Annotated in this window: 17 protein-coding genes; 9 read left to right on the top strand and 8 right to left on the bottom strand. The window is 58.9% G+C overall.

The window, feature by feature from the left end; translation table 11 throughout:
• Positions 1 to 189: 189 nt before the first annotated feature.
• On the bottom strand, positions 190 to 1758 hold the full coding sequence (locus tag ABUA09_RS16090; protein ID WP_279202898.1) for an L-lactate permease: 1569 nt from the start codon (positions 1756 to 1758) through the stop codon (positions 190 to 192).
• Positions 1759 to 2100: 342 nt separating this feature from the next.
• Between ABUA09_RS16090 and larA the strand changes: the two genes are divergently transcribed.
• Together larA and ABUA09_RS16080 are read left to right on the top strand one after the other, a co-directional pair.
• Positions 2101 to 3369 (top strand): nickel-dependent lactate racemase, encoded by a 1269-nt coding sequence (gene larA / locus ABUA09_RS16085; protein WP_334249497.1) that lies wholly within the window; start codon positions 2101 to 2103, stop codon positions 3367 to 3369.
• 49 nt (positions 3370 to 3418) lie between these two features.
• Complete coding sequence (locus tag ABUA09_RS16080; RefSeq protein WP_033118555.1) at positions 3419 to 4840, top strand: D-lactate dehydrogenase; 1422 nt, start codon at positions 3419 to 3421, stop codon at positions 4838 to 4840.
• Between the two features lie 79 nt (positions 4841 to 4919).
• Here ABUA09_RS16080 and ABUA09_RS16075 read toward each other — a convergent pair whose 3' ends face one another.
• Together ABUA09_RS16075 and ABUA09_RS16070 are read right to left on the bottom strand one after the other, a co-directional pair.
• On the bottom strand, positions 4920 to 9446 hold the full coding sequence (locus ABUA09_RS16075) for an S-layer homology domain-containing protein (protein WP_033118554.1): 4527 nt from the start codon (positions 9444 to 9446) through the stop codon (positions 4920 to 4922).
• 719 nt (positions 9447 to 10165) lie between these two features.
• The gene (locus ABUA09_RS16070; RefSeq protein ID WP_033118553.1) at positions 10166 to 10438 is read right to left on the bottom strand and encodes a DUF6514 family protein; all 273 of its coding nucleotides are present in this window, start codon (positions 10436 to 10438) and stop codon (positions 10166 to 10168) included.
• Between the two features lie 257 nt (positions 10439 to 10695).
• Between ABUA09_RS16070 and ABUA09_RS16065 the strand changes: the two genes are divergently transcribed.
• Together ABUA09_RS16065 and ABUA09_RS16060 are read left to right on the top strand one after the other, a co-directional pair.
• Positions 10696 to 10938 carry a hypothetical protein gene (locus ABUA09_RS16065; protein ID WP_058118229.1) on the top strand — a complete coding sequence of 81 codons (243 nt, stop codon included), beginning with the start codon at positions 10696 to 10698 and terminating at the stop codon, positions 10936 to 10938.
• A 63-nt stretch (positions 10939 to 11001) separates the two neighbouring features.
• Positions 11002 to 11949, top strand: coding sequence for a 2-hydroxyacid dehydrogenase (locus ABUA09_RS16060; RefSeq protein WP_033118551.1), 948 nt, complete (start codon positions 11002 to 11004; stop codon positions 11947 to 11949).
• Between the two features lie 138 nt (positions 11950 to 12087).
• Here ABUA09_RS16060 and ABUA09_RS16055 read toward each other — a convergent pair whose 3' ends face one another.
• Entirely contained in the window at positions 12088 to 12885 is a 798-nt protein-coding gene (locus ABUA09_RS16055; RefSeq protein WP_033118550.1) for a DNA-3-methyladenine glycosylase family protein, read from the bottom strand.
• A 1-nt stretch (position 12886) separates the two neighbouring features.
• The gene (locus ABUA09_RS16050) at positions 12887 to 13960 is read right to left on the bottom strand and encodes a M24 family metallopeptidase (RefSeq protein WP_033118549.1); all 1074 of its coding nucleotides are present in this window, start codon (positions 13958 to 13960) and stop codon (positions 12887 to 12889) included.
• Between the two features lie 151 nt (positions 13961 to 14111).
• Between ABUA09_RS16050 and ABUA09_RS16045 the strand changes: the two genes are divergently transcribed.
• Positions 14112 to 14789 (top strand): nitroreductase family protein, encoded by a 678-nt coding sequence (locus ABUA09_RS16045; RefSeq protein WP_033118548.1) that lies wholly within the window; start codon positions 14112 to 14114, stop codon positions 14787 to 14789.
• Positions 14790 to 14938: 149 nt separating this feature from the next.
• Here the strand turns inward: ABUA09_RS16045 and ABUA09_RS16040 are convergent, their stop codons facing one another.
• Positions 14939 to 15442 (bottom strand): GreA/GreB family elongation factor, encoded by a 504-nt coding sequence (locus ABUA09_RS16040; RefSeq protein WP_279202902.1) that lies wholly within the window; start codon positions 15440 to 15442, stop codon positions 14939 to 14941.
• Between ABUA09_RS16040 and ABUA09_RS16035 the strand changes: the two genes are divergently transcribed.
• From ABUA09_RS16035 to ABUA09_RS16020, 4 genes are all read left to right on the top strand, one after another.
• Positions 15441 to 16625: a LysR family transcriptional regulator gene (locus tag ABUA09_RS16035; RefSeq protein WP_279202904.1), complete on the top strand. Its 1185-nt coding sequence runs from the start codon at positions 15441 to 15443 to the stop codon at positions 16623 to 16625. The genes ABUA09_RS16040 and ABUA09_RS16035 overlap by 2 nt on opposite strands.
• Before the next feature lie 270 nt (positions 16626 to 16895).
• Positions 16896 to 18230: an acetyl-CoA hydrolase/transferase family protein gene (locus ABUA09_RS16030; RefSeq protein ID WP_033118545.1), complete on the top strand. Its 1335-nt coding sequence runs from the start codon at positions 16896 to 16898 to the stop codon at positions 18228 to 18230.
• An 81-nt stretch (positions 18231 to 18311) separates the two neighbouring features.
• The gene (locus tag ABUA09_RS16025) at positions 18312 to 19217 is read left to right on the top strand and encodes an alpha/beta fold hydrolase (RefSeq protein WP_279202905.1); all 906 of its coding nucleotides are present in this window, start codon (positions 18312 to 18314) and stop codon (positions 19215 to 19217) included.
• A gap of 214 nt (positions 19218 to 19431) precedes the next feature.
• Entirely contained in the window at positions 19432 to 20109 is a 678-nt protein-coding gene (locus ABUA09_RS16020; protein WP_349949525.1) for a GntT/GntP/DsdX family permease, read from the top strand.
• Between the two features lie 34 nt (positions 20110 to 20143).
• Here ABUA09_RS16020 and ABUA09_RS16015 read toward each other — a convergent pair whose 3' ends face one another.
• Entirely contained in the window at positions 20144 to 20413 is a 270-nt protein-coding gene (locus tag ABUA09_RS16015; protein WP_349949524.1) for a helix-turn-helix domain-containing protein, read from the bottom strand.
• 96 nt (positions 20414 to 20509) lie between these two features.
• A complete protein-coding gene (locus ABUA09_RS16010) occupies positions 20510 to 21268 on the bottom strand; it encodes a DNA adenine methylase (RefSeq protein ID WP_349949523.1) in 759 nt (252 codons plus the stop codon).
• Positions 21269 to 21354 lie beyond the last annotated feature (86 nt).

Raw genomic sequence — 21354 nt, 5'->3', positions numbered from 1 at the left:
GGAAGGTCCAAATGGACCTTCCCGACAGCCTTTCCAATGCCGTTACCTTCCCGGGACTCTGCCCCGTGAAAGTCCTCACTCCGCTCGCCGAACGCCTGCCGGCGCAGGCTTTTCAGGGCATTCAATCCCATGCAAGGCGGGCCGCAGACCACAAGCGGTCCCTTTGTTACCCTCTCACGGCGGAGCGTATCACACACCGATAAGCGGCATGACCACGCCGCCCAGCAGGCCCACGATCAGGCAGGCGATGACCAACTCCAGCAGCGCCCATTTGATGACGCCGCCCAGAAGCTTGCTGTCCTGTCCCACCAGGCCGACGGCCGCCGCCGCGGTGGCGATACACTGGGGAGAGAGAATCTTGCCAATGCCCGCACCGGTGGAGTTGGCCGCTGCAAGCCAGAACTCGGAAGCGCCGATCTGCTGGGCCGCAGAGGTCTGGAGGGCCCCCAGCAGCACCTCCGTACTGGTGCCGCTGCCTGTGATGAACGCGCCCAGGGCCGCGATGATCGGCGCCACGAAGGGATAAAACTTGCCCGTAATGGATACGAAGAAGGTAGCCATATCGTTGATCATGCCGCAGTAAGTCATGATCTTGGCCACAGCCAGCACGGACATGATGGTGATGATGGTTTTGGACATCTGTTTAACGGTGGCCGCCAGGGTCTCCGCCATGACCTTGGCGCTGGCCTTCTGGACAATGCCCCCGATGATGGCCGCCACAAAGATCCAAATGCCCGGGGTATTGATCCAACTGAAGGACGCATTGCCCGCATTGACCGAGGTGCTGATCTTCACCGAGGTGGAGAAGTGGGCCAGGACGCTGTTCACGGGGGGCACCAACTTGGAGGTGACCAGCAGCAGGACAAAGATGAGGATAAAGGGCAACCAGGATATGATGGCTGTTTTGCCGTCGAGGGGCTTGCCCGCGGTGGGCTGGCCGGAGCGCATATCGTACTCGGCCGGGATCTCCCTGCCCTTCCGGGCCCGGGCCATCAGGATGGTACAGCCCAAACTGACCACGCAGCCCACGATAACGGCCAGCTCAGGTCCTGTAAACTTGGCCACGATCAACTGCGGAATGACAAAAGTGACGCCGGAGACCAGCGTGATGCCGACCATACCCTTGAGCGCCTTGACGCCGCCGCCCCCCACAATGACCATGAGGAAAGGCACTAGGATCATAAAGGGGGTCATCTGCACCACGGTGGTGAAGGCCAGGGGCAGCGGGTCCAGCCCGGTCACATTGGCCAGCGTTACGGTGGGAATACCCACAGAGCCGAAGGCCGTGGGGAAGGCGTTGGCCAGCATACACACAAGGCAGGCGGTAATGGGGTTCATCCCCATACCGGCCAGCATGCTGGCCGGTATGGCAATTGCGGTGCCGAAGCCGGCCATGCCCTCCATAAAGCCCCCAAAGCACCACCCGATGAGGAGCACCAGAACCCGCTTGTCGGCGGAAACACCGGTAAGCATCTGCTTGATGACATCCATGGCCCCTGTCTTCAGGGACAGGTTATACGTAAAGATGGCCGCGATGATGACCAGGATGATGGGCCACAGCGCAGAGGCAAATCCCTCCAGTGCAGAGGTCCCGCAGTCCACCACAGGCATTTTCCAGATGAACAGGGACTCCACGATGGTGATGATCAGCGCTCCCACGCAGGCCTTGTGCCCGGCCATCTTGAGTCCGGTCAGCGCCACAATGAGCCAAATGATGGGCAAAAGCGCCAAGGCACCCTTTCCTATGATTTCTCCCACAAGATGTCACTCCTCTCGGTTATATTGGTGCTACCAATTTATCAGCAATTTCGTTTCTTTGCTGGTCACCTTGTGATGCCTCATATTGGTTCCACCAATTCTTGCCTTTATTTTAGACCTTCCTGTAGATATTGTCCAGTGTATTTTGGCGGCAAAATCCATTTTCCTACAATTCGCTAAAAATTGGTCCTACAAATTGTGCGGAATGGAGAAATGAAGAAAAATCACACAAAAATGCTTGCATCTTCTCCCGGATGTGATAAACTAATAGTCAGAAAATAGGTAGGACCAATTTGGAAATATGGTTACAGCAAGTGAAAAGCTTCATTTGGAGGGATGATTATGCGTATTCCCTACGGCACCACCGGCCTGGAACTGGACCGGGACCTGACCGGGGCCGAAGTCCTGGAATCCGCCATTGGGACTCTGAAGGCAGAAGGCAGCGAGGACGACATCGTGTGTAAGGCCATGGCTGCGCCCATGGGTTCTCCCCGCCTGGCTGAGTTGGCAAAAGGCAAGAAAACCGCGACCATTATCGTCAGCGATCACACCCGTCCGGTGCCCAGCAAGCACATTCTCCCCTTTATGCTGGCCGAGCTGCGGGAAGGCAACCCCGACATCGACGTCACCCTGCTCATCGCCACCGGCTTCCACCGCCCCACCACCCATGAAGAGCTGGTGAATAAGGTGGGGGAAAAGATCGCCAACGAAGAGAAGTTCGTCTGTCATGACAGCCGAAATCCCGAGGCGAACGTAGACATCGGCGTGCTCCCCTCCGGCGCCCGGCTGGTCATCGATAAAGTGGCCGCCGAGACCGATCTGCTGGTCTCCGAGGGCTTTATCGAGCCCCATTTCTTCGCTGGCTTCTCCGGCGGGCGGAAGAGCATCCTCCCCGGCGTCTGCGATCAGGTCACTGTGCTGGGTAATCACTGCTCCAAGTTCATCGACTCCCCCTACGCCCGTACCGGCATTCTGGAGGGCAATCCTCTCCATAATGACATGGTAGCCGCCGCCAAACTGGCCAAGCTGCAATACATCGTCAATGTGGTCATCGACGAGGAGAAAAAGGTGGCCGCCGCCTTTGCCGGGGATCCCTTCCAGGCCCATGAGACCGGCTGTGCCTTCCTCAAGGGTTATTGCCGCGTAAAGCCCCAGCGGAAGGGCGATATCGTCATCACCTCCAACGGCGGTGCGCCGCTGGACCAGAATATGTACCAGTCCGTCAAGGGCCTGAGCGCCGCGGAGGCCGCGGCGGCGCCCGGCGCCGTGCTCATCATCTCCTCCCGCTGCAACGACGGCACCGGAGGCGAGAGTTTCTACCACGCTCTCCACGACTGCGACACCCTGGAAAACCTGATGAAACGCATCCTGGCCACTCCCATGGACAAAACCGACCCCGATCAGTGGGAGTATCAGATCCTCTGCCGGATGATGCTCAAGCACCGCATCATCTTTGTCTCCGATCCCTCCATGCAGAAGACCGTGGAGGAAATGAAGCTGGAGTATGCTCCCGATCTCAACACCGCCTTGGACCGCGCCTACGCGGACAAGGGCCGCGACGCCCATCTGGTGGTCATCCCCAACGGCATCTCCGTGATCGTAGAGCCGTAACAAAAACGAAACAGAAAAATCTGTCCAATATTGATAGGAGGTACCCATTATGGCTCAGTACAATCAAGTCACACCGGAAATCGTTGAAAGGTTACAGGCAATCGCTCCCGGCCGCGTCTACACCGGCGCCGACGTAAATGAGGACTACTCCCGCGACGAGATGCCCATCTATGGCACCCGGATGCCCGACGTGGCCATTGACGCCATGAGCACGGAGGAGATCTCCGCCATCATGAAGATCTGCAACGAGAACCACATCCCGGTCACCTGCCGCGGTGCGGGCACCGGACTGGCCGGCGCCTGCACCCCCATCGCCGGCGGCGTGGTCATCTGCACCATGAAGATGAAGAAGATCCTCTCCTATGACACCGACAACTTCACTGTCACCGTGCAGCCCGGCGTACTGCTCAACGATCTGGCCGAGGACGCCTTGAAGCAGGGGCTGCTGTATCCCCCCGATCCCGGTGAAAAGTTTGCCACGCTGGGCGGCAACGTCTCCACCAACGCCGGCGGCATGCGGGCCGTCAAGTACGGCGCCACCCGCGATTATGTCCGCTCCATGACTGTGGTGCTTCCCTCCGGCGAGGTGGTGAAATTCGGCTCCTCTGTCTCCAAGACCTCCTCCGGTTATTCCCTGCTGAATCTGATGATCGGTTCCGAGGGCACGCTGGGCATCATCACCGAGCTCACGCTGAAGCTCATCCCCGCCCCCAAGGTCACCGTCAGCCTGATCGTCCCCTATGAGAGCCTGCCCGACGCCATCGCCACCGTGCCCCAGTTCAAGAAGGCTCATATGAATCCCCAGGCGCTGGAGTTCTTTGAGCGCGAGATTCTGATCTCCTCCGAGGAGTATCTGGGTAAGGCCGTGTTCCCCCGCAACGTGGGCGGCACCGATGTTGGCGCCTACCTGCTGGTCACCTTCGACGGCGAGACCCAGGAGGAGATCGACGCCATCGTGGAGAAGGCCGCCGAGCTGGTTCTGGACGCCGGCGCTCTGGACGTGCTGGTGGCGGATACCCCCGCTAAAATGAAGGACGCCTGGGCCGCCCGCTCCTCCTTCCTGGAGGGGATCGAGGAGCAGACCAAGCTGCTCGACGAGTGCGACGTGGTGGTGCCCACCAGCCGTATCGCCGACTTTGTGGGCTATGTCAAGAGCATCGAGCCTGAATTCGGCTTCGCCGTGAAGAGCTTTGGCCACGCCGGCGACGGCAACCTGCACATCTATACCTGCGCCAACGATATGGAGCTGGATGAGTTCAAGAAGCAGGTCGATACCTTCATGACCAAGATTTATGACAAGGCCACCGAGATGGGCGGTCTGGTCTCTGGTGAGCACGGCATCGGCATGGGCAAGATCGAATATCTGGCCCGCAGCGTGGGCGAGACCAATATGAAGCTGATGGAGGACATCAAGAAGGTCTTTGACCCCAACCTGATCCTCAATCCCGGCAAGGTCTGCTACAAGCTGTAACCATTTTACATCCCATCACAGGCAGTGAGAAGCGCCGGGGCAGTCCCCGGCCGCTTCTCTTGTTCCATCTGCGTTTTATTCAGCTCCGCACCGCGTCTGCGATGCCTGCAAGCATGCTACAGGTCTCCGCACGGGAGGCGCTGTCCAGGGGGGCAAAACTGCCGTCGGGTCTGCCGTTGACGACGCCGCTGCGGCGCACGTATTCCACCGCCTCGGCCGCATAGGAGGAGATCTCGTTCACATCCAGGAACTGGCCCGCCGTGCCGCCCTTATTCAGGCTGATGCCCCGAGCGTTGAGGAAACGATAGAGCATCACCGCCATATCCTGGCGGGAGATGGGTGCGTCGGGGGCAAAGGTGGTCTCGGACGTGCCTGTGGTGATACCGTTCTCTACCGCCCAAGCCACCGCCGAAGCATACCAGGCATCCTGAGCCACATCCCGGAACCTAGCGCTTCCCTGCCCCGGGGCATCGCCGCTGAGGCGGGAGAGCATGGTCACAAATTCCGCCCTAGTCACGCTCTTTTCCGGCTCAAAGGTTCCATTGCCGGTGCCGTTGACCACCTGCAGGGCCACCAGCTTCTGGATGGCGGAGTACCCCCAGTAGGTCTCAGGCACGTCGGAAAAGCGCACGGTCTCCTGCGACGCCGTATCCGGCGTGGTATCCGGCTGGGTGGGCTTGGTGTCGGGCGTAGTGTCAGGCTGATCAGGCTGCACAGGTTTGGTATCGTCGTCATCGTCATCCTTGTCGCTGCTTCCGGAATCCTTCGTGAAGGTGACGGCGATGGGGTCGGAGTAAACGGTGTAGGTCTCCCCGCTAGCGGGCAGGGTATCTGTGGCGCTGAGGGCAATGACGGCAACGCCCGCCTGCTCGGCCCAGAAGCGTCCCTGGTCGTCCTGCCGGACCTTCACGCCGGAGAGCTGGCGGAACCCCACCTGCTGGACGGGCGTGCTCCCGCTGCGGCGCACCTCGTTGGCGGCAACGGCCGCGGCGTTGGCCTCGCCGGTCTTGACAGTTACGGAAGCACTCTCCACGGTCAGGCCGGAGAGATAGTCCGTGGCGTAGTCCACCCGGTCGGAGGTGATGCCGTGGTAGCCGTCCCCAAACTCCTGCTCAAAAGTGCTCTGGTCATCCACCGTCCAGGGGTGGACATAGATGCCGCGGTGGCGGGCGGCCTGGACCAGCTCCTCCGTCTGCGCGCCGTAATTGCAGTTATAGAAGGCGTTGAGGGGGGCCAGGCGGTCGCTCAGGCCCTTTATATTGGTAGCCAGATCGTTGCCGGAATTGGTACAGCTATTGAGCTCGCCCACTGAGATCTCGGGCATTTTCTCCCGGATGCGTTTGATCTGCTCATCGTGGAAGGAGATGAACACCACCCGGTCCTCCATACCGCAGTCTTTGATTACCTGGATCAGGGGATCGATGAGTTCGGGGGCCGAACTCTTGATCTCGATCACATGGATGATATCGTCGTCCGGGTCGGCCGCATCCGCCGCGGCGAAGAGCTCCTCCAGGGTGGGCATCTTATCGCCCTCCTGGGCGGTACCGACCGTAAAGGTCAGGGCCTGGAGTTCCGCTTTGGTGGAGCTGGACACATTCAGGTCTTTATTCATCAGGCGGCCCGTGGTGTCGTCGTGGTTGATCATAACATAGCCGTCGCTGGAGAGGTAGACGTCGCACTCGATGGCGTCCGCGCCCGCCTCCACGGCCAGCCTGGCGGCCCGCTCGGAGTTTTCAGGGGCGGTCTCGTGGAAGCCGCGGTGGGCCACGATGACGGTGGGCCGGGTGAGGACCTGCTCGCCGCTGCTGTAGGCCTCGATGGCGCCCAAGACGGCGGTCCAGTCGTCGGTCACAATGCCGTCCGCACCGGCCAGGATGGCGGCGTCCATCTCATCCTCGGAGGCCTGGACCCAGACCGTCACGGCGCGGGCCTGGATATAGCGAACGGTCTCCCGGGTGGCGGCAAAGGCGGGAATGAGGGCGATGCGCGCGCCGCTGCGGTTGGTGTCGAACACCACGTCGATGGTCTTCTCCGGCATATCCCCGGTAAAATCCAGCACCCCGCGGATGCCGGGCACACCGGCGCAGGCGGTTTTCAGTACTTCGCTGGCCGTTGAGAACACAGTCACATCCACCAGGCTGTTCTCCGATGCATACTGGGCGAAGGCTGCCGCCGTCTCCCCGTCCTCGATGCGGAAGCCGGCCAGGGCCTTTTTCTCCAGGCGGGTCATATACTCGGACAGAGCGATATGCTCACCGTTGTCTTCCACGGTGAGATCTTCGGCCACCTCCCGCACCAGGGTAGCGGGACGGCGCTCCCCGGCGGCCACCGCCGCCGCGCTCTCGCCGCTGTTTTCAGCCACCACGGTGGGGGCCATCACCAGGTCGGTCACGGGCTCGTAGACGTCGGTATCATAACCATTCTCCGCCAGGGGCTTTTCCGTGGGCAGATCCGGGAGGTCGGAGGTCACCCGCAGGCTCTTGACCTCCGCGTTCAGGCGGTCGTAGGTGAAGGCGATCTTACCGTCGGCCCCGGCAGCAGGGATGCGCTCGGATTTGATCATAAACTCCTCGTTGATATACTCGTAGACCACGCCGTCCTTATAGAGAATGGTGAGCTTATAGGTCTTGTCCGGGGAGATCGCCTCGCCGTAGGAGGCGGTATGGGTCACATTCCAGCCATTCGCCATGTTGGCGCACTCCACGCCGTTGCTTGCGGTGGCGTTCTGCCGGACCGCCATCTGCCAGAAGGTGTACTGATAATCGTCCCCGGATGGGTTGAGACCGTAGGAGACGGCCATCCATCGGCTATCGTTGACGGCGCTCTTGAGCTGTACCTCGGCCTCGATGCAGAAGTCCCGACCGAAGTTCCACACCGGGAAGACCACATTTTCATAGGTGTTGCCCACAGTGCCACTGACCTCCAGCGCGCCGCCGGAGATGCGGGCGTAGTCGTCCCCCGCCATACGCAGCGTGCAGTAATTGAGCAGGTCGGCGTCGTCAAAGTCATAGCTCACTTCGCTGTTGATATAGAGGGGCAGGGAGGCGCTCTTCTCCCCCTGGTCCAGGGTGAGCATCCAACAGCCCTCCTCCTCTTCCCACCGGGCGGAGGGCGTGACCGCCTCGTCTTCCAGCAAGGCGGAGACCTGTTGGACAATGGCGTCGGCGGTGACGGCCTCCGCGCTGTCAAACCGGAAGGTGCCTTGCATCACCCGGATGAAATAGGGCTTCAGGGCGTCAAAGTCGGTGGACGCGCTCCGGTGAACGGTGACTTGCAGCGTTACCGTGGCCTTATCGTCCTTCAGGAACAGCTTGGCGGTAAAGCCGCCGCTCTCCGTGCCGGAAACAACGATGGCTCCCCCTTGGGTCAGGAAGTAGGAGCCCGCCAGGACGCTCTTCAGCTCGTCCTCCACCGCGGCGCGGACATCCCACTCCGTGGCGCTGCTGGCCACCGTGATCTCCATAGCCTCTGCCGCCAGATCCTTGACGGCCTCCACCGGCGTTACGGTCTCCAGCTCCACCGGGATGTCGGTGCTGTCCACGCTCAGCTTCAGAGAGAGGGTCCCCAGAGTCCCGCTCTGGACAGGCAGCAGCGCCACGCCGTCGGTAAAGTCCAGGCTGACTTGTGTGGTGCCGGACTCGTCCAAAGCGCCGCCCTTTACCTTGAGGTCGGGCAGCCCACTCTCGCCCAGGAACCGGCTGTGGTCCCGCAGGGCGTTGGTCCGCAGCTCCTCGGTGCTCAGGGCCCGGTTATAGACCCGGACGCTGTAATACTTGGCTTCCGTCTGGTAGGCCGGGCCGGGCTTCCCGCTGTTGTCGGCCAGCCGTCCCCCCAGGATGACCTGCTCGGCCGCAGCAGGATTGGCGGCGTTGACCTGGCCTTTAGCTGTGCCGTCCAGATACCAGGTTGCGGTCCCGGAGGCCTTGTCAAACACCACCGCGCTGGGGGCACCCAGGGCGCTCTCAAAGGATACCTTCAGCCGGGCATTTGCCCCCTGCTTGAGCTCCATGGTGGAGCCCGGGGTCCGGGTAAAGATGCTCCAACTGTCTGCGGTCTCGTCCACAGTCAGCAGAGGGGAATAAGCGCGCTCGTTGCCGCTGTAGCCCTCGCTGTCCACAAAATACTCCACCGTGTAGGCGTCGCCGTTGACCGCCTCCGCCACGCACGCGGGGAGGTAGACCTTGCTGTTGTCCAGCACCAAGCCGTTGCCCTCAAAGTAGTTGGTGCCCTCGCCCGTTACCTTGTCCACCTCGGGGCGGTTGATATAGACGATATCGTTGTTCTCATAGACAGGGTCCCGGCTCCCGGCCAGGTTCGTCCAGGTGCCCGCCTCCGCGTCGGCGCCCTCCAGACCGTCCAGACGGAGGACCAGCCCATCTTCTACATATGCGTCGGGAATAGGCTCCATATACCCACTCAGGCGCACGGTTTTTGTCCCGTCGATCGACGCATCGCCCAAGTCGATGCGAATGCTCCCCTCCACACCCTGAATCAGGGTACCCTCCACCGCGTCGGACACCGCCGCCGAGGCTCGGACCGGAATGGCCGACACCAGGATCGCACCGGCACACAGGAGGGAAAGCGCACGGTTTCGTGCATTTCTCATCTGTTCTGCTCCTTTCATCTCTCCTAACACAGAATCGGCTTCCGGCTTCTGGCCCTCCGCCGTATGGGCAGACGCCGTCCCGGTCTGCCGCAGATGTATTATAGGGTCCGGTGTGTAAAATCCGCTATCGGGCCGCCGTAAATCCACCGGCAGCTTCCGCTCTGCAAATTTTTTGTATTCCCTCCGTCCGAGCGTTTACCTGCACTTTTCCATTGTCCCAACCTCTCCTACACCACTCTTTACCCAGTCCTCTCTCCCCATTTGCACAAGCAGTTATCCGTATTTTTTTCGCGGGCCGTGCAAGAAGTTTTCCCCGTTCGCCCTGAATCTCTGCGTAAAAGTTTTGAGCGCCCCCTGTAAACCCCGCTTCGGGAAAACGATGCGCCGCAAAGCAGGGGCGCAGGAAAGCCCTCCTTACAAAGCGCAATGGGGAACCACCGGAATCGGCGGTTCCCCATTGCGCTTTTCTTCTGTCTCCAGCCCGAGCTCTGCGCCTTACAGTGGGACGAAACTTTCCATGGACTGAGAACTCCATCGCCCCCGTCGCACGGAAGGCCCTCCCCGCCTTCCTCGCGCTTTTCCCCTGTTTTTTCTGAAAGCCTTCCCCCTTTTATTCACAGTCAACAGTCAGAGGAAGGGGGCGGAACGTCCGTCCGCTCCGCCCCCTCCCCCTTTTGTGCCGGAAGTCCTCTTCGCACACCGGCCTATGTACTCCCGGATCAGAGCCAGTCGTCCACCACGTCCCGGGCCGAGGCCGGGCTCACGGTGTTGCGCAGCATCCGGTCCACCAGCGCGTCAATGCGGGAGATGCTTACCGTGATGTTGGGGATCACCGCTATATCGCCGCCCTGCTCCGCCACTTTCACGCCGTAGCTCTCGCAGGCAAAGCGTCCGCCCACCTCCATCTCTCCGATCACCACATAGTAATCAAAACTGTGGAGCCTGCCGTCCTCTCCCACCGCTGTCCTCGTCTCAACAAACAGTTCTCTCATCCTTGTATCTCTCCTTCTCTTTTGCTTGGTAGTATCATTATACCTTAAATGTAACATTTTGGAAATTATAAAATATCGCACGATTCTCTTTTTTTCGATATTATTCATATAAATTCCCCCTTGTTTTTTGTATAAACACGTTCCTTTTCCAATATATTGTCGAAATATGCGGCATATTTTTGGAATTTTTTTAAACTTGTGTCAAATGGTTTTTCTCTGTTATCATGGGTATAAATCCAAACTTGGGAGGGGATCGGATGATCCATTCTCTTTTCCGCCGGCCCGCCCGGCTCCACGAGCTCTCTTTCTTTCTCATGACCCGCGGACTCTTTCTTACATATGCCCTGTTGTTGGCCGCCGTTGCGCTGCTGTTGGCCGGACAGGACCCCTGGCTCGCCGGATGGTACGCCCGCTACCTCCAGTCCATGGCCTGTGTGCTCTTCGGTGTGTCCCTCATCGGGCCCCTTCTGCTGGAGGACGTGCTGCGGCGGACCTTGTGACCCCTTGCATTCCGCCTGCACGGTGCTATAATGGTGCTACCGATAAAAAGGAGGCACCTATCGATGCATATTGTTCTGCTGGAATCCCTGGGGGTCCCCCAGGAGGTCCTTGCCGCCTGCGCACGCCCCCTGGTGGAAGCCGGACACACCTTTCATGCCTATGCCAGAGAGGACGATCCGCAGACGCAGATCGCCCGTGCCAGAGACGCCGACGTCCTTATGATCGCCAACATGCCTCTGTGCGGCGAGGTCATCTCCGCCTGTCCCAACCTCAAATTCATTGACGTGGCCTTTACCGGGGTGGACCATGTAGACTTGGAGGCCGCCCGCGCCAAGGGCATCCGGGTCTCCAACGCCGCGGGCTATTCCACCCAGGCGGTAGCGGAGCTGGCCGTGTGTCTGATGCTCTCCCTGCTGCGCAACGTGCCCCAGGTGGACGAGCGATGCCGGAACGGGCGGGACAAGAGCGGTCTTGTAGGCACCGAACTGGGCGGCAAGACCGTAGGGCTCATCGGCGTGGGCGCCATTGGCGCCCGCACCGCCAATCTCTGCCGGGCGTTTGGCTGCAAGGTGTTGGGCTACAAGCGCCATGTGCGCGGAGATGAGCCCTCCTTTGTGGAGTTTGTGCCCCTGGACGAGCTGCTTGCCCGGTCCGATATCGTCTCCCTCCACTGCCCCCTGAACGACGACTCCCGAGGGCTCATCGGCCGGGCGGCCATTGCCGGGATGAAGCGCGGCGCCTACCTCATCAATGTAGCGCGGGGACCCGTGGTGGACTCCCAGGCCCTGGCCGACGCCCTGAACAGCGGCTATCTCGCCGGAGCGGGGATCGACGTCTTTGAGGCCGAACCGCCCCTGTCCGCAGACCACCCGCTGCTCCACAGCAAAAACACCATCGTCACCCCCCATGTGGCCTTTGCCTCAGCGGAGTCCATGGAGGCCAGGTGCAGGATCGTGTTTGACAACATCCAGAAGTGGCTGGAGGGCACTCCAGTCAACGTGGTCCTCTGACCCCGCGCCGCCGCTTTTCTGCCGGAAGCCCGACGGACCGCGGAAAAAAACAGCGCTGCCGTTCTGGTGTCCGGACGGGACGCCCCTGTTCAAAAAAACCGAAAGCGGAGCGGGCGGCCCTCTGCCCCCCCGCTCCGCTTATTGCTTCAGATCATAGTAGAACATGTATTGCTGGAGGATGCCCAGTCCGCCCCGGTACCGCTCCCTGGGAAATCCGCCGGGATAGTGCCGGTCCAGGACCTGCCGGATGTGGGTGTCCACCGGGAAGAAATCCGTGCGGTGGAGGCCGAAGAGGCAGACGCAGTCTGCCACCTTCTTCCCCACACCATAGAGCCCCATCAGGGTCCGCTCAGCCTCCTCATCCCCTGCATCCGACAGTGTGCGCTCCAGCGCCTCCAGTCCCCCGCCCGCCAGCTCCCTGGAAAGCCATGTCAGGTATTTTGCCCGGTATCCCAGGCCCACGTCCCGGAAATCAGCCTCAGAGACGCCGGCCAGACCGTCCGGGCGCGGGAAAGCCCGGAACCCGCCCGTCGATTTTCCATACCGCTCCCGAAGGAGGGCCATGCTGCGGGTAATGCGGGTGATGTTGTTGTTCTGTGAGATAAGGAAGCTCACCAGCACCTCCCAAAAGTCCTGGCGGAGGATCCGGATGCCGCCTCCATGGGCCACTGCAGCGGTGAGATACCTATCCGCCGGGTCCACGGAGGCTTTCAGCGCCCCATAGTCGGTGTCCAGATCGAAATATCCGGCCCAGAAGGCGTCGAACTCCGCCATGTCACAGGAAAATGTCAGCTCTTCCCCCCGCTGGCAGGCCGTCACCAGCCGCTCTCCCGCGGGAATGGTCCAACTGCCTGCCGCCCCCCTCCCCCAGGTGAAGCACTGACCGGAAGCGGCGATCTGCGCCAGGTCCAGGTGGGGAATGGTGCGCCGGATCAACTCAGCCCACCACCTGCAGTTCCTTTGGATAGGCGTTGAGGACCTCGCAGCCGTCCTCGGTGACCAACACTAGATCCTCGATACGTACCCCCAGCTTACCCGTCAGATAGATGCCCGGCTCGACTGAGAACACCATCCCGGGCCGGGTGAGCACACCGCAGGCGGAGGAGTTATCGGGGGGCTCATGGCAGTCCAGGCCGCAGCCGTGTCCCAGGCGGTGGGTGAAGTGGGGACCGTAGCCCGCCTCCTCAATGACACGCCGGGCCGCCCGGTCGATCTCCCGCATGGGCATGCCCGGCCGGATCACAGCCTCCGCCGCCAGGTTGGCGGCTTTCACAGTCTCATAGACCCGGCGCCCCTCCTCACTGGCAGAGCGGAAGAACACCGTGCGGGTCATATCGCACCAATAGCGCCCAATGGGGATGAAAATATCCAGCACCACCGAGTCTCCCTCCCGGAGGCGCGTGCCGTCCGGGCCATGGTGGGGGTCGGCGCCATTGGGGCCGAAGCAGACCAGTTGTCCCTCGCTGGAACGGTTGGCCCCCTTCTCCCGGAAGAGCCGCTCCACCAGATCGGCGATCTCCGTCTCACTGGCTCCGGCGTGGAGGGCGGCGATGGCCTGTCCCACCACCTGGTCGTTGATCCGGGAGGCGCGGCGCATGGCGGCGATCTCTGCCTCGTCCTTGATCATCCGGGCCTCGTCCACCGGGGCGGACCCCAGCACCGGAGCCACGTCGGGCCGCGCCTCCAGCACGCGGATGAGAAATTTGCTGGGCCAGGATTTGTCGATCCCCAACCTGCCCGGCGCCACCCCGGCCGCCAGCAGCGCGGCCGGGTCATCGCTGTCGGTATGGAGGAGGAGCTCCAAGTCCTCCTGGGGAGGAATGGCGAAGAGTTCATTTGCATAGAGCACACAGCGGCCGGAGGTGTGGATGTACAGGGCCAGCATCCGCTCCATGGGCTCCACATGGATACCAGTGAGATAGTAGACCGACGAGGTGGAGGTGACGACGATCTGTTCCAGGCTCTGAGCCTCCATATTGGCGATAACCCGGCTGAGTCGGGTTTTGTTCATGGCGATCACTCCTTTCCCGCTATTATAATGCGGTTGGCGCCCGGCTGCAAGCCCGGGCACCCGAAAAATCATCCGTCTCGACCTCCCGATCCCCTGTTCCATCGGGCGCTGCCCGTGGTATAATAACAGTCCAAAGGAAAGGAGTGGAACTATGACTTTATTGGAAGCGATGGAGCGCCGCCATTCCGTGCGCAGCTACACGGACCAGCCGATCTGCGGCGAGGTTCTGGCATCCCTGGAGCGGGAGGTGCGCGCCTGCAACACAGAGGGCGGGCTGCACATCCAACTGGTCACCGGCGAACCGGAGGCTTTCCGCGGCGTGCTGGCCCACTACGGAAAATTCCGCAACGTCAAAAACTATCTGGCCCTGGTCGGGCCCGGTGGACCATCCCTGGAGGAGCGGGCGGGCTACTACGGGGAACGGCTGGTCCTGACCGCCGCCATGCTGGGGCTGGATTCCTGCTGGGTGGCGCTGACCTTCCGCAAGGGGAAGTGTCAATACGTCGCCCGCCCGGGCGAAAAGCTGGTCTGTGTCATTGCGCTGGGTTATGGAGAGGGCCACGGCGTCCCCCATAAGAGCAAACCGCTGGAGGCCCTGTGCCGGACGGAAGGCCCTATGCCCGATTGGTTCCGCCGGGGCATGGAGGCCGCCCTTCTGGCCCCCACGGCCACCAACCAGCAGAAGTTCCGCTTCACCCTCTCCGGCGACGCCGTCCGCGCGGAATCCACCGGCGGCTTTTATTCCAAGGTGGACCTGGGCATCGTCAAGTACCACTTCGAGGTCGGCGCGGGCCCCGCTGCCTTCCACTGGTCCTCTCCCGGCCGCTGACCTCTCCCTTCTCCGCCCCGCGGCGCTGGAAAACGGCATATTTTAAAGGCCTGTTTCCAAACAAGCCCTGGCTGTGTGTGCTTTTCTCTCTCCATGTCGATCCCCTGATGCAGAAAAACTGCGCTGCATCAGGGGATCTTTTCTGCCGCTCAATAACCGTTAAGCGGGATGGAGCCGTCGTCAGCAGCCTTTTCAATGGCCCGTATTACGGCATAATAGCCGTATGTATCGTTTACCCGGATATAGAACCGCTCTCCCACCTTTTTCCCCAGCAGCGCCCTGCCCACTGGGGACTCACGGCTGATGAGACCGTGAAGGGCGTCCTGCCGCATGGTGGTCACCACCTGGTAGGTCTCGGTGTCATCGTCGTCCTCCAGATAGACGGTCACCTTGTCATAGAGTCCCACGCCGTCCGAAGGGGCCTCCTCCGAGATCACCACCGCTGTTTTGATCATGTTCTCCAGGAAGTGGATGCGGCTTTCATTGCGGTTTTTCTCCTGCTTGGCCGCCTTGTACTCAAAGTTTTCACTCAAGTCTCCGAATCCCCGGGCCTCCTTCACCGCCTCCAGCAGCTTGGGCCGGAGCTGGATGCGGCGATAATCCAGCTCGTCCTTCATCATCTGGATATCCTTTTGCGTCAGTTCGTTGTGCATGGCAGATTCCCTCTTTAAAAACGATTGTTTTTACCGGTCTTCCGGAGCGGCCCCAGGGATCATCCCGTTCCCGGTCGGCGTCGCCGTATCCGTCCCGGGGGAGGTCTCCCCCCCTGCCGTCACCCGCGGCAGGGCCGGTTGCTCACATGTTGCCATTATATCGGAACCGGGCGATATTTACAAGCGGCGTCGCCTATGGGCGCCATTCCCGACGATGTTCCGCCTTGCCAACTCCCTCCCTTGGGGCTATACTGTGGATGTCAGCTTGAGGCCGATGCGGCTTATCCGCTTTGTGAGGTGTTTTATGAAGCAAATACAATTGGAATATTTTATTGAAGTCGTTGAGCAGAATAATTTTACGAAGGCTGCGGAAAAGCTGTTTATCAGCCAGTCCGCGTTGAGCAAGTCCATTCAGTCCCTGGAAAAAGAATTGGACACCTCGCTTTTTACGCGTGATCCCCGGGAATTGAAGCTGACGGAAGAGGGGCGGCTCGTATATCATTACGCAAAGGACGTCCTCAACTATTGGCATGACCGTACCGCGGAATTATTTTCTTCACTCAATTATAAAAAGGGAACCCTGCGTTTCGGCCTTCCGCCTTCTGCGGGGAGCGTATATTTTTCAAGGGTCCTCTACCTGTATTCAAAAGAGTACGACCATGTCGATCTTCAGATTTTTGAAGAAAAATCGAAGAAGATCGAAGAAATGGTCTTAAATGATAAGCTGGATCTGGGGGTAGTGGTTGAGCCGTTCCACAACCCAAAACTGGAGTTGAAAACCGTATTCCGCTCGGAAGCCGTTTTGGCGGTGTCCAAAGACCACCGCTTTGCAGACAGAAAAGAAATCGACTTTGCCGCGCTGAAAGAGGAACCGATGCTGGCCGTATCGAAAGATTATATGTACTATGACCAAGTCATCCTATACTGTCAAAAGGCTGGTTTTACGCCGAACATCGTTTTCCACAGTTCTCAGTGGGATATCCTGTTGGAAATGGCGGCGGAAAACCAGGGGGTCACCATTATTGGAAAGCCGCTTGTGGAAAAGATGTACAGCGAGCGGTTAAACTGTATCCATCTAAAGAATCCGGAGTTCCCCTGGGGGTTGGGGGTGATTTATAAAAAGGGGAGGCCATTGACCGTCCCTATGAAGTGTTTCTTGGCGCTTTGCAGAGAAGATCTATAATTTGCGGGTGGTGCGGCGCAGGCCGCCCAGCCGTTTTCAACAGGTTTATTTCACCGGGCTGAAATTCAGCCCGGTTTTTTATTTGTCCGGTAATCCCTGCGCTCTGCCGCCAGGGAGACATCGCTATGAATTCGATTCATACGGCGATGAAAAAGATGTATTTATCAAATCATTTCCGTTCCACTATAATGAAGCCACAAAGTCAGCCGCCCTTATAAACGGCAGGCCTAACTCCAAAGATGAGAGTCTAAGCAGGGAAGGAGATTTCAGATGAATCGATATCAGGAAATGTACCAACAGAAAAAAATGACAGCAGAACAGGCCCTGGAACTAATCCAAGATGGTGACTACATGTTTTCCGCACAGGCCGCGGGAGAACCCCAGGCAATCCTTTCGAAGCTGCAGCACCTGAAGAAGACCGGCGTGAAAGGCACCACGCTGAACACCTGCCTCCCCCTCCAGTATTACGATGTCATGAAAGACCCCGACATGAAGGGCATCATGGATCACAGCGGATGGTTTTTTAACGCAGGACTTCGCGACGCCCAGAAGAAAAAGCTGGTCAGCGCCGTACCGCAAAGCTCCACCTCCATCTTGCGGAAAACGCTCCAGCGGCTGAACTATGAGGGGCGACGGCCTGTTGTAATGGCAACCGTTTCTCCCATGGATGTACATGGATATTTCTCCCTCTCCATCAGCGCCATCTACGAGAGAGATCTGATCGACCAGGGCGCCCTGGTGCTGCTGGAAGTAAACCCGAACTTCCCCCGGACGTTCGGCGATACGCAGGTACATATCTCAGAGGTCGGCGCCCTTGTGGAATCCGACCGGCCGATCCCCACGGCAAAACTGGCCCCCTATACCGCTGTCGATCAAAAGATTGGGGAGTACGTGGCTTCTCTGGTGGAGGACGGCTCCACCATCCAGCTCGGTATCGGAAATATTCCTAACGCCGTGGCAAAGGAACTGAGGAGCAAGAGGCACCTAGGCATTCACACGGAAATGTTTACCGAGACCATGGTCGACCTGATCGAGTGCGGCGCCGTAGACAATTCCCAGAAGGGGCTTCTCAACGGGTATTCCGTATGCTCCTTCACGATGGGCAGTCAGCGGCTGTACGACTACGTCAACAACAATCCCTCCGTTCTGTTCAAGTCCTGCACGTTCACCAATGATCCATATACCATCGGTAAGAACAACAAGTTTGTCTCCGTAAACGCCAGCCTTGAGATCGACCTCACCGGCCAGTGCGCATCCGAAACGGTGGGCAACCTGCAGTGGTCTGGCACCGGCGGGCAGTCCGAGACCGTGCAGGGCTCGCAGATGTCCCCCGGCGGAAAATCCATCATTGCCATGCACTCCACGTATACCACAAAGGACGAAAGCGGCAAAGAGGTCCTCCACTCCAAGATCGTGCCGTTCCTTGCGCGGGGCGCCGCAGTCACAACTTCCAGAAACGACACGGACTATGTTGTCACGGAGTACGGCATCGCCTGGCTGCGCGGCCTGAATATCCGCCAGAGAGTCGACGCGCTGATCCGGATCGCTCACCCGGACTTCAGAGACTGGCTGAGAGAAGAAGCGGAAAAGAACATGATCTGGTAAGCCGAGGGGGAAAGCTCCCGGTTTTCTCCGGTATGCATTCCCCCAAATTCCGGGGAGTACGGAATGGAAAGGAGGTGAACTATGAATTGCTCCGCTTTTCAAATCAAAACTTTCAAGGCCTATGACGGCGCGGAGATCCACTATGTAGATGTAGGCAGCGGTCAGCCGATGATATATGTCTGCGGTTTTGGAAGCACGATCGCATCTCAGGCCCCTTTTATCGACGCCATGCGCTCCCGCGGGAGAATCATCGTATTGGATCAGCGCGCTTTCGGCACCACGCCTGCCGCAGGTGAAATGGGGGTCCATCAGTCCGCCCGAGACGTCAGGGCCCTTATGGAGGCCCTGGAGCTTCCGCCTGTCGTTCTGTATGGCTACTCCATGGGGGCGGCCGTCACATTCTCTTACATCAGTCAGTTCGGCACCGCCGGCCTTTCTAAAATCATTCTGGGCGATATGTCCCCCAAGCTGATCAACGAAGGCGACTGGGCCCTGGGCCTGTATCAGGGGCATTATACCCGGAGCATGTATGAAAAGGATCTGGAGCTGATCCGTACCGACTACAAGCGTTTTGCCCTGATCGTGGCGGAAGGACTTCTTTTTCAAAACTCTCCCCAGCATGCCCGCAATTTTACCGGCACCGCCGATGATATCCGTGCGCGCATCCTGAATAAGCGCAACGACCCCATCGCACAGGGCCTGATCCAGGGCATGGTCGATATCACGGAGGAACATATGGCGGCCAATTACGAGTACTGGTCTACCATGGCCGGTTCGGATTTCCGCACCGTTCTGCCTGAGATCGACGTCCCTGCTTTGATTTTATACGCCGACCCCGGTTCCGCGTATTCTCCCGCCACCGCAGCATATATGAAATCCCAGCTCCCCAACGCCGCGCTGATGCCCATTTACGGCTGTACCCATATGGCGGCATCCGAAAACCCCATGCAGTGGCGCGGCTGTATTGCGGCCTTTGCCTATTCCTAAGCCCCGTTTTGATCTTCGGTCCATCTGCCTACTACTGTGGAAATGAGTGCAAGGCCATCTGGTTCCAGAATTCGCGCTCCGCGCTTCAGGACTTGTCTCACTACCGGCGCCACACCCAAGCCGCGGAGCCTTTTCCGCGCCGCCGGCCCCGGCTTTCATCTTCAGGCAAGACTTAAGCGCCCCATATGGCCGTAAAAGAAAGAGAGGAAAAAATATGCAGATAGTCAGTGTTATCGGCATGATCGTTGGTGTTGCAGTCCTCATTTATTTGACCTTCAAGGGATTGAACGGCTTTGTCGCCTCCCTGATCGGCTCCATCATCGTTATCATTACCAGCGGCCTCCCCTTCTGGGGAACGCTGACCGGCTCTTATGCCGCTTCTCTGGGAAGCACCTTTGGTTCTTATTTGTTCCTCTTCACCATCGGCTCCGCTTACAGCGAACTGATGAAGAAGAGCGGTGCTGCCGAATCGATCGCCAACTTCCTGTTTGGTTTTCTGGGTGTGAAGGCGACGGTTGCGGGCACCTTGATCATCACTTTCCTGCTGGCATACGGCGGCGTCAACGCCTTTATCATCATTTTTGCCGTCTATCCCGTTGCGGTCCCCATGTTCCGCAAGGCCAACGTATCCAAGCTCCTGATGCCGGCCATTTTCCTGTACGGCGCCGTGGTCCTGAATGTTGTCACCCCCGGCGCCCCCTCCATGCTGTGCATCACCCTGTCTGAGAAACTGGGCGTCACCACCTTTGCGGCTCCCACCATGGCCATTGTGATCCTTGTCCTGGCCTTCGGCTTCGGCGTCCTCTATTTTACCTGGTGTTGCTTTGCGAACAAGTTGCAAAAATTTTTCAAACAATCTGCAAAAAAGAAATGGCGCTTAAAAGGGTTTTAAGAGACCCCTTAAGCGCCATTTCTTTTGCTCAGATTTAGGGCTGATTTTTCTTGCGGTTTCCGTGTTCCTCCAGAATCAGGGCTTTCCCCGTCCTGCGCTGATGGTTTGGTATGTATTCCAGTAGGTCAGAAATGCTGCAGTTCAAGACCTCGCAAATCCTGTCCAGCTGATCGAAAGAAACCCGCTCCGCCATCTCATTGTACAGGTCTCCGATGGTGGAAGGGCGGATTCCGGTCAGCCGGGCAAGTTTTGCGCGTGTCCATCTGCGCTCTCCGAGGATCCGAGATAGGTGATTTTTTATCATCTCAATGCCCCTTTAGGGATATACTACCAAAGCAGGGGGCATATTGGGTCGATTTGTGAGTGAATAGCTCAAAGTGTGACCTACTAACGAAGTTCGTTAGAAATTGCGGATAATCAGCTCCGCATACTGGGTCTGGTTGTTCCCATTTCCGGCCAGCGTGGAGGTGCGCGTGATTTCCTCAATACGGCAATCCGCATATAGCTCACGCACCAGCGGGTGGTCGTTATAGGAGAGGATGAAGCGGCCTTTTACATGGCTTAAAACCTCTCTTAAGCGTTGGTGATCCTGGGCACAGAAGGGGCCGTCATAATACTTCTCGGTGTTCACATAGGGCGGGTCGAGGTAGAACAGGGCTGTGGGCCTGTCGTAGACCTTGAACAGATCTGCGAAGTCCTTGTTTTCGATATTTACGCCTCGGAGCCGTTCCTGCACTTTGATCATGTACTCCACGGTGTTGCCGATCTGCTTAGAGCTGGTAGCATAGGTGCGGCTGTCACTTCCGAAGCTGATTTTGACCGTATAGAAAAAGCGGGCCGCGCGCTGAATGTCCGTCAAACCGCGCGCCTGATACTGTGTTAGGCAGTCAAAGAACTGTTCCCGCGAGGTCAGCATCCATTCCAACTCACGCTGCAGCTCCCCGCAGTGATACTTCACACAGCGAAACAAGTTTACTAGGTTACCGTTGATGTCGTTGTAGACCTCCAACTGGTTTGCCTTCTTTTCCTTGGCAAACAGTACCCAGGCTGCACCGCCGAACACCTCGACATAGCGCCCCACCTCATCAGTGGGGAATCGCTCTAAAATGGCCTTTCGGAGCATACGCTTGCCGCCGATCCAGCCAATGAAACTTTCCATAGCAAGTCATCCTCGTATAATAAGTTTCAAAGTTAATAGTTTCAGGTATCAGCAGGCTTTGAGGTGCCCGTGATACAATAGCTGTA

This window comes from Intestinimonas sp. RTP31139st1_F5_RTP31139_211217 (genome assembly GCF_040226735.1).
In the GTDB taxonomy this organism is placed as follows: domain Bacteria; phylum Bacillota; class Clostridia; order Oscillospirales; family Oscillospiraceae; genus Intestinimonas; species Intestinimonas butyriciproducens.
This window is presented reverse-complemented; position numbering and strand designations above follow the sequence as displayed.